This is a genomic window from Ruegeria sp. HKCCD6647-2 (assembly GCF_057221075.1).
Window position 1 is genome coordinate 1 of sequence record NZ_JBWVBD010000018.1, and the last position, 11,689, is coordinate 11,689.

The 11,689-nt window shown below is 59.5% G+C and carries 11 protein-coding genes; 5 read left to right on the forward strand and 6 right to left on the reverse strand.

What is annotated here, in order from left to right; genetic code table 11:
• Positions 1-68: 68 nt before the first annotated feature.
• The 5 genes from AC2TDJ_RS20975 to glyA form a co-directional block, all read right to left on the reverse strand.
• Complete coding sequence (locus tag AC2TDJ_RS20975) at positions 69-491, reverse strand: universal stress protein (RefSeq protein ID WP_480844626.1); 423 nt, start codon at positions 489-491, stop codon at positions 69-71.
• A 79-nt stretch (positions 492-570) separates the two neighbouring features.
• Positions 571-1,944 carry an alanine/glycine:cation symporter family protein gene (locus tag AC2TDJ_RS20980; RefSeq protein ID WP_480844627.1) on the reverse strand — a complete coding sequence of 458 codons (1,374 nt, stop codon included), beginning with the start codon at positions 1,942-1,944 and terminating at the stop codon, positions 571-573.
• A 19-nt stretch (positions 1,945-1,963) separates the two neighbouring features.
• Complete coding sequence (gene lipA, locus AC2TDJ_RS20985; RefSeq protein ID WP_480844628.1) at positions 1,964-2,914, reverse strand: lipoyl synthase; 951 nt, start codon at positions 2,912-2,914, stop codon at positions 1,964-1,966.
• Between the two features lie 14 nt (positions 2,915-2,928).
• Complete coding sequence (gene lpdA / locus AC2TDJ_RS20990) at positions 2,929-4,311, reverse strand: dihydrolipoyl dehydrogenase (RefSeq protein WP_480844629.1); 1,383 nt, start codon at positions 4,309-4,311, stop codon at positions 2,929-2,931.
• A gap of 11 nt (positions 4,312-4,322) precedes the next feature.
• Positions 4,323-5,576: a serine hydroxymethyltransferase gene (gene glyA / locus AC2TDJ_RS20995; RefSeq protein WP_480844630.1), complete on the reverse strand. Its 1,254-nt coding sequence runs from the start codon at positions 5,574-5,576 to the stop codon at positions 4,323-4,325.
• Between the two features lie 148 nt (positions 5,577-5,724).
• Between glyA and AC2TDJ_RS21000 the strand changes: the two genes are divergently transcribed.
• On the forward strand, positions 5,725-6,324 hold the full coding sequence (locus tag AC2TDJ_RS21000; RefSeq protein ID WP_480844631.1) for a helix-turn-helix domain-containing protein: 600 nt from the start codon (positions 5,725-5,727) through the stop codon (positions 6,322-6,324).
• A gap of 15 nt (positions 6,325-6,339) precedes the next feature.
• Here AC2TDJ_RS21000 and AC2TDJ_RS21005 read toward each other — a convergent pair whose 3' ends face one another.
• Positions 6,340-6,936, reverse strand: coding sequence for a LuxR C-terminal-related transcriptional regulator (locus AC2TDJ_RS21005; RefSeq protein ID WP_480844636.1), 597 nt, complete (start codon positions 6,934-6,936; stop codon positions 6,340-6,342).
• 252 nt (positions 6,937-7,188) lie between these two features.
• Between AC2TDJ_RS21005 and AC2TDJ_RS21010 the strand changes: the two genes are divergently transcribed.
• The 4 genes from AC2TDJ_RS21010 to AC2TDJ_RS21025 are packed head-to-tail and all read left to right on the forward strand — an operon-like array spanning position 7,189 to position 11,500.
• Complete coding sequence (locus AC2TDJ_RS21010) at positions 7,189-8,430, forward strand: pyridoxal-phosphate-dependent aminotransferase family protein (protein ID WP_480844632.1); 1,242 nt, start codon at positions 7,189-7,191, stop codon at positions 8,428-8,430.
• Positions 8,431-8,445: 15 nt separating this feature from the next.
• Positions 8,446-9,642: a malate--CoA ligase subunit beta gene (locus AC2TDJ_RS21015; protein ID WP_480844633.1), complete on the forward strand. Its 1,197-nt coding sequence runs from the start codon at positions 8,446-8,448 to the stop codon at positions 9,640-9,642.
• Positions 9,642-10,529, forward strand: a complete 888-nt coding sequence (gene sucD / locus AC2TDJ_RS21020; RefSeq protein ID WP_480844634.1) for a succinate--CoA ligase subunit alpha — start codon at positions 9,642-9,644, stop codon at positions 10,527-10,529. Before AC2TDJ_RS21015 ends, sucD begins: the two co-directional genes overlap by 1 nt.
• A complete protein-coding gene (locus tag AC2TDJ_RS21025) occupies positions 10,529-11,500 on the forward strand; it encodes a 2-hydroxyacid dehydrogenase (RefSeq protein WP_480844635.1) in 972 nt (323 codons plus the stop codon). The genes sucD and AC2TDJ_RS21025 overlap by 1 nt, the downstream gene beginning before the upstream one ends.
• The last annotated feature ends 189 nt before the right edge of the window (positions 11,501-11,689 follow it).

Genomic DNA, 11,689 nt, shown 5'->3' on the forward strand with positions numbered 1-11,689 from the left:
CACCCAACTCAACATGCAAAGCGTAAAGAGGCGTGCGCTTAATATCGGTCATCGGTATGGCCTTTCAATCAGCGGGATCGGTCGCGAACGACCATGACGGTGCAATGCGCATTGCGCACGACACGCGACAGGTTCGGGCCAATCTCGTAGTTTGGGAAATCGCCCTTGGTCGAGGCCATGACGATCAGATCAAAACCCTCCTTGTAGGCAAGCTTGAGGATTTCGCGGTAGACACTGCCTTCTTCGATATGCACGGGCACGTCGGAAGCATTGCCATGATCCAGAATGGCCTGAACCGCCTTACGCACGTGCTCCTTGGCACCCGCGCCATAGTTGGCGGGGAGGTTCGGTAACTGAATGATCTCGGGGATGACAGAGATCGCGTGCAACTCGGCCCCGTAGAATCTGGCCTGTTCCAGAGCGACCGGCAGAGCCTGTTTCCAGGAACGGTCATCAGTGTGATCAATGGGCAGCAGGATTTTCGTGGCCATCACGCATCTCCTCGGGAATTGTATTTGGTTTCGGAAAGCGGAGGGCCGGACCGGCCCCCCGTGAGGTTTAGTTCCGAGCTTACTCGGCTGCTGTGCCGCCTGGCTCTTCAGATTGGCCGCCGCTGGCAAAGAACTCTTTCGTCAGCTTGAAGACGATCGGGCTCAGCAACGCCAAGGCAATCAGGTTCGGGATGGCCATCATGGCGTTCAGCGTGTCAGCAAGCAGCCAGATGAAGCCCAGATCCGCGGTTGCGCCGAAGTAGATCATGACGATCCACAGCACGCGGTAGGGAATCAGGGATTTGACACCCAGCAGGAACTCGACGCATTTCTCGCCGTAGAAGGACCAACCCAGGATTGTGGTGAAGGCAAAGATCGACAGAGCGACGGCGATCAGCGAACCACCAATACCCGGCAGAGACAGCTCGAACGCGTGGCTGGTCAGCGCCGCACCGGATTCACCCGACGTCCATGCACCAGACGAGATAATCGCCAGACCGGTGATCGAGCAAACGATGATGGTGTCGATGAAGGTCCCCAGCATCGCGATCAGACCCTGATTGACCGGGCCTTTTGTCTCGGCCGCTGCGTGTGCGATCGGAGCAGAACCCAGACCGGCTTCGTTCGAGAACACACCACGAGCCACACCAAAACGGATTGCGGCCCAGACGGCTGCGCCTGCGAAACCACCTTCGGCGGCGGATGGAGTGAACGCGTAGGTGAAGACCAGCGACAGTGCGCTGCCGATATTGCCGATGTTGATCAGCAGAACCAGCAAGCCGGCAATGATGTAGGCAACTGCCATGAACGGTACCAGCTTACCCGCAACCGCACCGATGCGGGTGATGCCGCCCAGAATGACGGCGGCGGTCAGAACCATCAGGATCACTCCGGTGACCGAGGTGTTCACGCCGAAATTCGAATCCAGAACCTGCGCCACGCCGTTGGCCTGCACACCGTTGCCGATGCCGAACGCGGCAATTGCACCGAACAGGGCAAACGCCCAGCCCAGCCAATGCCAGTTCGCGGACAGGCCGTTCTTGATGTAGTACATCGGGCCGCCGACAAAGTTGCCCAGTTCGTCCTGTTCGCGGTATTTCACCGCGCAGACGGCTTCGGCATATTTGGTGGCCATGCCCACCAGGGCGGTCATCCACATCCAGAACAATGCGCCCGGACCGCCCAGGAAGACAGCAGTGGCCACACCGGCGATGTTACCGGTGCCGATGGTCGCCGACAGCGAGGTCATCAGCGCGTTGAACGGGCTGATCTGCCCCTCGCCCTGACCTTCACGGCCTTTGAACAGCAGGCTGAAGCCCGTGCCAATGCGCAGGATCGGCATGAATTTCAGGCCGACCTGGAGAAAGAAGCCTACGCCCAGAATGAGAACCAGCATCAGCGGCCCCCATACGACGCCATTGATGGCTCCTACGATTGAGTTTAACGCTTCCATGGTATCCCTCCCATTTGCGTTAGGTTGATGCCCCGTTGGCGATGGCCCGCTGGCGGGCCTGCTTGAGGGCGGCAAAGTCTTCGTCCGCATGGAACGACGACCGGGTCAGCGGAGTCGCCGACACGTGCAGAAAGCCCTTTGATCGGGCGATTTGTTCTATTTTTTTAAACTCTTCCGGAGCCCAGAAACGGTCAATCCGGTGGTGTTTCGGCGTCGGCTGCAGGTATTGTCCAACCGTCAGGAAATCGACATTGGCGGCGCGCAGGTCATCCATCACCTGACGCACATCGTTCAAAGTCTCGCCCAAGCCTACCATAAGGCCGGACTTGGTGAACATATTCGGGTTCGCGCGTTTGGCGTCGTCCAGAAGCCGCAGCGACGTGTAGTAGCGCGCGCCGGGACGAACCGCCGGATACAGATGCGGCACGGTTTCCAGATTGTGATTGAACACGTCCGGCGCCGCGTCGAAGACAATGTCGGCCGCATCGCCTTTGCCCAAAAAGTCAGGGGTCAGCACTTCGACCGTGGTACCCGGGTTTTGGTAGCGCACCGCGCGGATGGTCTGAGCGATATGGTCTGCTCCGCCATCCTCCAGATCGTCACGATCTACGGACGTGATCACAACGTGGCGCAGGCCCAGCTTTTTCACCGCCGCCGCGACTCGGCCGGGCTCGAACACATCCAGCACATCGGGGCGACCGGTCGCTACATTGCAGAAAGAGCACCCACGGGTGCAGATTTCGCCCATGATCATCATGGTCGCGTGGCGCTTGGACCAGCATTCGCCGATATTGGGGCACGCAGCCTCTTCGCAGACAGTCGCCAGATCGTGATCGCGCATCAGGCGGCGGGTTTCGTAATACTCGGCGCTGTCGCCTTTTTTCTTGCGAATCCACTTGGGCTTGCGCGGAATGACACTGTCGGTCTTTTTTGCCTTTTCCGGATGGCGGGGGCGAAGCTGGATAGTCATCTGGTTCCCCTCGTTCACGCGTGGATCGCGCGGCCCATGGCGTCAAGGCAGGCTTCTTTGACCGCCTCGCCCATGGCCGGATGCGCGTGGCAGGTCGCTGCGACCTCGGCGACCGTTGCGCCCTTGGTCATGGCCAAAACCAGCTCGGCGATCAGATCGCCGCCATGCGCGCCGCAAATATGTGCGCCCAGAATTTTGCCGTCGGTGCCAGCCAGAACCTTGACCGCTCCGTCCGTTTCCCCGATCGAACGGGCACGCGAATTCGCCATGAATGCGAACTTGCCGACCGTGTATTCGGTATCGGTCGCTTTCAGTTCCTCCTCGGTCAGACCGACCGAGGCAACTTCGGGATCGGTGTAGACGACGCCCGGAACGGTATTGTAATCCACATGACCGCCCTGCCCGGCCAGCATTTCGACACAGGCAACGCCATCTTCTTCGGCCTTATGCGCCAGCATCGGTCCCGGTACGCAATCGCCAATCGCATAGACGCCATCCACAGTGGTCTGAAAATTACCGTCCACTTCAATAAAACCGCGCGGGTCAAGGGCCACCCCTAAATCTTCCAACCCCAACCCGCGCGTCACCGGGCGGCGTCCGACGGCGATCAGGACCTTGTCGGCCTCGATCACCTCTTCCTTGTCTTTGCCGACCCGATCCATAATCAACGTCAACCCGGCTTTGGACTTAGCCACGGTTTTCAATGCGCGACCCAGCTGGAATTTGAGGCCACGCTTTGTCAGGGCGCGCTGCGCGAGCTTCGCGATCTCGCCATCGATGCCAGGCAGTACGCGGTCGAGATATTCCACAACCGTGACCTTCGCACCCAACCGCGCCCAGACCTGCCCGAGTTCAAGCCCAATCACGCCCGCACCAACAACAACCAGATGTTCCGGCACGCTTTCCAACGCAATTGCGCCGGTCGAGCTCAGGACGTCTTGCTCGTCTATCTCGATCCCGCCCAGCGGCGTCGGTTCCGAGCCCGTCGCGATCAGGATGTTTTTGGCCCCAAGGACCTCATCGCCAACCCTGACCTGCCCGGCCGCAGGAATGCTGGCCCAGCCTTGGATCAGTTCAACCCCGTTTTTCTTGAACAGAAACGCGATGCCTTTGGTCAGATCACCGACGATCTTGTCCTTGCGCCCCATCATCGCCGCCACATCGATGCTGGCCCCCTCGACCGCAATACCGTGGGAGGAGAGATGTGCAAGTTCGGCATATTTGGCCGAGGAGGTCAGCAACGCTTTGGAGGGTATGCACCCCACATTCAGACAGGTCCCGCCCAGCTCGCCGCGCCCTTCGACGCAGGCGACTTTCATGCCCAGCTGGGCCGCGCGGATGGCAGCCACATAGCCGCCCGGCCCGCCCCCGATAACGATGAGATCGTAGGTGGTCATTAGGTGTTCTCTCAGTAAATCGGGTGGCTTGCGCACAGGGCGCGAACTTTTTCGCGAGTTTCTTTTTCGACCGCTTCGTCGCCCTCCGGCGACTGCGCGAGGGCGTCCAGCACGTCACCGATCAGATGGCCGATCTGCTGGAACTCTTCAGGTCCGAAACCACGGCTGCAGCCGGCTGCAGTGCCAAGACGAATACCGCTTGTGATGGTGGGTTTCTCCGGATCACCTGGTACGCTGTTCTTGTTGCAGGTGAAACCGGCGCGTTCCAGCGCGGCTTCGGCGTCCTTTCCGGTTACGCCAATCGGGCGCAGATCCACCAGCATCAGATGATTCTCGGTTCCGCCCGAAACGATGTCACATCCCCGCGACATCATCACATTCGCCAGGGCCGAGGCGCTGTCGACAACACGCTGCATGTATTCTTTGAATTCCGGTTTCAGTGCTTCACCGAATGCCACAGCCTTACCTGCGATCACATGCATCAGCGGGCCACCCTGAAGCCCTGGGAAAACGGCGGAATTCATCTTTTTCGCCAAAGCTTCGTCGTTTGTCAGGATGATCCCGCCACGGGGACCGCGCAGTGTTTTATGCGTGGTTGACGTCACAACATGCGCATGACCGACAGGTGAAGGATGCAAGCCGGTTGCGACCAGTCCGGCGATATGCGCCATATCCGCCAGCAGCCATGCACCAACCTCGTCCGCAATGGTGCGGAAGCGGGCAAAGTCGATTTTTTGAGAATAGGCAGATGCACCCGCGATGATCAGTTTGGGTTTTTCGGCTTTGGCCAGTTCTTCAACCTTATCATAATCGATCAGACCTGCATCCGTCAGCCCATACTGGATCGGGCGGAACCACTTGCCGGATTGGGCAGGCTTCGCACCATGGGTCAGGTGCCCACCGGCATCCAGCGACATGCCCAGGATCGTGTCGCCCGGGCTCAGAAGTGCCAGCTTGACCGCCCCGTTGGCCTGCGCGCCCGAGTGCGGCTGGACGTTGGCATAGTCGCAGCCAAACAGTTTCTTGAGACGCTCGATGGCCTCGACCTCGACCTCGTCGACATATTCGCAACCACCGTAATAACGGCGACCCGGATAGCCTTCTGCGTATTTGTTCGTCAAGACAGAACCCTGCGCGTCGATCACGGCCTGTGAGACGATGTTCTCGGATGCGATCAGTTCGATCTGTTCCGCCTGGCGCTTGCCCTCACGCGAAATCGACGCGGCAATGACCGGATCAGCCTCAGTCAGCGGCGTTTTGAACATGGTCTCCTCCATCTGAACCGAATCCTCAGTACGAAATTTTGTTTCCTATAGTGGAAATCGTACACGTAAAGCAACACAAATCTCTAAAATGTGAAGTTGTATCCAAAAGGGGATTTTTGTAACCTTCGATAAAACAGGGGGATTACGCGTGACGGAAGAAAATCAAACGGAGGTTTCCGGGCCGGAAGAACACGATGGCGCCGCCTTGGGGCGATCCATCCGGGACGCGCGACGCGCCAAGGGCTGGACGTTGGAGGAAGCTGGGCGCGCCGCCGGGATAGGGCGTTCGACCTTGTCCAAGATCGAGAACAATCAGACCCGGCCGAGCTTCGACATCGTCCGCCGTCTGACACAAGCACTGGATATGAACACGCCCCAGCTGTTTTTGCAGTCCGGGCAATCAGGGATATCGGGAAGGCGAGACTTCACTCCGAAGGGCGCGGGCGAAACCCGACAAACGCCAACCTATGTGCATGAGTTGCTGTGCTCGGAACTGACCAGCAAACGGATGCTGCCCTACATTGCCACGATCAAGGCACGAGATGTTTCCGAATTTGAGACCTGGATCAGGCACTCCGGCGAGGAGTTCATGTATGTTCTGAGCGGTGAGCTGATCTTTATCTCGGAACATTATCGGCCGCTGCCGATGAAGGCGGGCGACGCGCTATATTACGACAGCGGGATGGGGCACGGCTGCATATCGACCAGCAAAGAAGATGCACAGGTGCTGTGGGTGTCGTTGGAATAGCGGTCAGCGATCAACCTATCCGCCAGAATATTGCGACGAATAGTAAAACGCGATCGCCTGGGTTCTGTTTTTCACCGACAGTTTTTCGTAAATGTTCGACAGGTGAAACTTGACCGTATTCGTCGAAATCTGAAGCTCTTTGGACAGGTCGCGGTTCGACATCCCCTTGGCCAGTGCCTCAAGAATTGTGCGTTCCTTGCGCGACAAGCTTTGGATCGGGTCCTGTTGCATCTTCCGAACGTCGATGAATGGAAACACCATTTTGCCCGCCGCCACATCGGCACAGGTTTCCAGCAAGACTTCGACCTCACCGGACCGGGCGGCAAATCCCGCGGCGCCTGCCTGCATCGCCAGCCGCGGGATGTCACCTGCCGTATCGCCGTAGACGACAAAACGGGGCGCATTGGCCTGTTCGCGCAACACTTCGATCAGCTTGGCCGCGCCCAATACCGGAAGATTCCAGTCCACCACACCAACCTGAACCGGGACTCGCATAACCGTTCCAAGAAACCCTTCGGCGGTGGCTGATGTCGCGACGAGAGAGAATCGCGGGTCGCGTTCGAAGATTTCGGACATCGCCGAAAGAACCAGCGGGTTACTGTCGGCCAACATGACATCGATCGGGGGTTTGGCGGCATCAACCAACTGATTTCTCCCTAATTTTCCAAAAAACTACCCATTTTGGCGGGGTGCTTTTCGGTATACATCGGTATTTTTACCACTATGGGTAGGTTATTTCCCATACTAATAGCCATCCTAAAGCAGTAGTAAGTTACGTTGCGCGATCTGGCAAGTCTCGGTTTTCTGTCTGCCAACGTAACACAACGGGCCACGGCCCAGACCAACAGCCGAGGATGTCAAACCATGACTTTTCAGATTTTCCCTCCGCTCGAGATTCCCGAGACTCTCGCTGCCGGTCCGGGACCGGGCAATACCGACGCCCGCGTTCTGCGCGCCTTTGCCAGCGCCGGTGTCGCGGACCACATGCAGGGCGATGTCCTTAGGGGCATGGTCGAATGCAAACACATGCTGCGGAAGATCTGGGGCACCGAGAATGCCTATACATTCGCGGTTGCCGGCACCGGATGGAGCGCGCTGGACACCATGTTTTCCGCCGTCATGCCCGGTGACAGGGTCGTTGCCTTCACCAACGGCACATTTTCCGGCATCGATGCGCTGACGCTGCGCATCAAGGCCGCGACTCCCGAAGAGCATTCCGCCAACCCGCTTGACCCTCAGGCCGCCAGCGTCACGGTGATCGAGGTTCCGCATGGCCAGCCCGTGACCGGAGAAGTGGTTGAGGCCGCTTTAGCTCAGCACAAACCGAAATGGGCCTTCATGGCGCATTGGGAAACCGGATCAGGCCGTGTCAATGACCTGCGCGGCTTCTCGGATGCCTGCGAGCGCCACGGTGCAATGGGCCTGATCGACGCGGTTTCGTCACTGGGGGCCGATGATTTTTCGATCGACGACCACCCCGGAATCGCTGGTTGGGCCTCGTGCCCGCAGAAAGGCCTGTGCTGCCTGCCCCTGACCTACGCGCCGGTCAGCTTCACGGACGCCTATATCGAGTCCCTGAAAACCTCGGGTGCATATACCTACGTGCACAATCCGATTTTCGAAGCCCGCCACTGGGGCATCGTCGACGGGAAAGACGTGGAAAAAGGCACCTACCACCGGACACATTCCGGATATGCCGTCGCTGCATTCCACGAATCCCTGCGCCTGACGCTGATGGAAGGCCTGGCGAAACGGTCACAGTCTTACCGGACCCACGAAAAGGTTCTGCGCGACGCCGTGACCGAAATGGGGTGCGAAGTGACCTCGGACATGCCCAGCCTTGTCGTCCTGAACCTGCCGCCGGAACTGGCGGGTCGCGAGATGGAGCTGGTTCAGAACTGCCGCGCCCGGGGCTTCGGCATCTGGCCGACGCTCAGCGCGCCCGTTCAGGTGCGCATCGGCATCCTCAACCAATTGAACCGGGAGGCGGTCAGCCGGATCGTGCGCCTGTTCGCCGAGGCCCTGCGCGAGCTGGGCGGAACTGTCGATCAGGAAGCCATCGAGGCTTTGCTGGAAAGCCGTTACGGCACTTCAATCGCTGCATAAACAGGAGCGGATCAGATGGATATCCACGAATACCAGGCGAAGGAAATCCTTGCCAACTTCGGCGTCGATGTGCCGTCGGGTGCATTGGCCTACAGCCCCGAACAGGCGGCTTATCGCGCCCGCGAACTGGGTGGCGACAAATGGATCGTCAAGGCTCAGGTCCACGCAGGCGGTCGCGGCAAGGCCGGTGGTGTCAAGCTGTGCAACACCGAGCATGAAATCTACGAGGCCTGCGATGACCTGTTCGGCCGCAAACTGGTTACACATCAGACCGGGCCGGAAGGCAAAGGCATCTACCGCGTCTATGTCGAATCCGCCGTTCCTATTGATCGCGAGATCTATCTTGGCTTCGTGCTCGATCGTTCCAGCCAGCGGGTCATGATCGTGGCCTCGTCGGAAGGCGGAATGGAGATCGAGGATATCTCGGCCGAACGACCCGACAGCATCGTCCGGTCGATTGTCGAACCGGCGGTTGGCTTGCAGGAATTCCAGGCACGTGAAATTGCGTTCAAGCTGGGGCTGGAACCCAAGCTGATCCAGCAGATGGTTCGTACCCTGCAAGGCTGCTATTCGGCCTTCAGCGATCTGGACGCCACCATGGTCGAGATAAATCCGCTGGTCATCACCGGCGACGACCGTGTCCTGGCCCTGGACGCCAAGATGAGCTTTGACGACAACGCCATGTTCCGTCACCCGCAGATCGCCGAGCTGCGCGACAAAAGCCAGGAAGACCCGCGCGAAAGCCGCGCGGCGGACCGGGGCCTGTCTTATGTCGGACTGGACGGCAATATCGGCTGCATCGTGAACGGTGCCGGTCTGGCGATGGCGACGATGGATACGATCAAACTGGCCGGGGGCGAGCCCGCCAACTTTCTCGATATCGGCGGCGGAGCCTCACCAGAACGTGTGGCCAAAGCGTTCCGGCTGGTTCTGTCGGATGAAAATGTGCAGGCGATCCTGGTCAACATCTTCGCCGGCATAAACCGCTGCGACTGGGTTGCCGAAGGCGTCGTTCAGGCGCTGAAGGAACTGGACATCGACATCCCGGTTGTCGTGCGACTGGCTGGCACCAATGTCGAAGAGGGGCAGAAAATCCTTGCGAAATCGGGCCTGCCGATCATTCGCGCGACGACGCTTATGGAAGCCGCCGAACGCGCCGTCGGCGCATGGAAAAACGACCTTACTCAAGGCACCAAGATGAGGGCTGTGTAATGAGCATTCTTCTCGATCGTGACTCGCGCGTTATCGTGCAGGGCATCACCGGGCGCATGGCCCGGTTCCACACCAAGGACATGCTGAACTACGGCACCAATGTCGTGGGCGGTGTCGTGCCTGGAAAAGGCGGCGAAACCGTCGAAGGCGTGCCGGTCTTTGACACGGTCAAACAGGCTGTCGAAGCCACCGGGGCGGATGCCAGCCTTGTGTTCGTGCCGCCGCCGTTCGCAGCAGATTCGATCATGGAAGCGGCGGATGCCGGTATCCGTTACTGCGTCTGCATCACCGACGGTATTCCGGCGCAGGATATGATCCGGGTCAAGCGGTACATGTATCGCTATCCACGGGACAAGCGCATGGTTCTGACCGGGCCGAACTGCGCGGGCACGATCTCTCCCGGTAAGGCACTGCTGGGGATCATGCCGGGACACATCTACCTGCCCGGGCATGTGGGAATCATTGGCCGCTCGGGCACGCTGGGCTATGAGGCTGCGGCTCAGCTGAAAGAGCGCGGGCTTGGCGTTTCGACCAGCGTCGGGATCGGTGGCGACCCGATCAACGGGTCGTCCTTCAAGGATATCCTGCAGCGGTTCGAAGAGGACGAGGACACCCATGTCATCGCGATGATCGGCGAAATCGGTGGCCCGCAGGAAGCCGAAGCTGCTGAATACATCCGCGATCACGTCACCAAGCCGGTAGTCGCCTATGTGGCAGGTCTGACCGCACCCAAAGGCCGAACCATGGGCCACGCGGGCGCAATCATCTCGGCCTTTGGCGAAAGCGCCAGCGAGAAGGTCGAGATCCTGTCCGCCGCCGGTGTGACCGTGGCTGAAAACCCGGCTGTCATCGGCGAAACCATTGCCCGCGTGATGGAGGCAGCGTGATGGTCAAACCCTCGGTCCTGGTTACCCGTCGCTGGCCTGCCGCCGTCGAGGCGCAACTGGCCGAGAACTATAACGCCGTACTGAACACCGGGGACAAACCCATGTCCCCGGCCGAAATCCGGCAAGCGCTGAAGTCCTATGACGCTGTGCTGCCAACGGTCACGGACACGCTGAGCGCGGAAGCTTTGGATGTGCCTAGCGCGCAGACAAAGATCCTCGCCAATTATGGTGTCGGCTACAGTCATATCTGCGAGCCGTCGGCCCGCGGGCTGGGCATGACGGTGACAAATACGCCTGACGTGCTGTCCGAATGCACCGCCGATATCGCCATGACGCTGCTGCTGATGGTGGCACGTCGGGCGGGTGAGGGCGAGCGCGAGCTGCGCGCCGGAAACTGGACCGGCTGGCGACCCACACATCTGATCGGCACCAAGGTCAGCGGCAAAACGCTGGGCATCATCGGCTACGGCCGTATTGGGCAAGAGATGGCCCGCCGCGCCCATCACGGGTTCGGCATGGACATACTTGTGTACAACCGCAGCCAGGTGGCCCCGGACGTTCTGGCCCAGTGCAATGCAAAGCAAGTAGACGCAATCGACGAGTTATTGCCACAGTGCGATTTCGTGTCGCTCCATTGTCCCGGTGGTGCTGCAAACCGACACCTGATCAACTCGCGCAGGTTGGGCCTGATGAAGCCCGATGCCTTTCTGATCAACACTGCACGCGGTGAAGTGATCGACGAATGGGCGCTGATCCAAGCCCTGATGTTCGACATGATCGGCGGCGCGGCACTGGACGTCTTCGATGGGGAACCCCGCATCAGCCCGGACCTTTTGCAATGCGACAACCTCGTGATGCTGCCGCATCTGGGCAGCGCCACAAAAGAGGCACGCGAGGCGATGGGGTTCCGTGTGCTCGATAACCTGAGTGACTTTTTCGAAGGCCGCGAACCACGTGACCGAGTGATCTGAGACTCATTTGAAACATCAGCCAATGCATCCAAGGCAGCCGCATCGGCCTTTCTCAACGGAGATATGAACCATGAATGCTCCCCACCGTTCCGACGGTTTTTTCACCCAGTCCCTTGCCGAGCGTGACCCCGAGCTGTTCGGCTCGATCACATCCGAGCTGGGCCGCCAGCGCGACGAGATCGAGCTGAT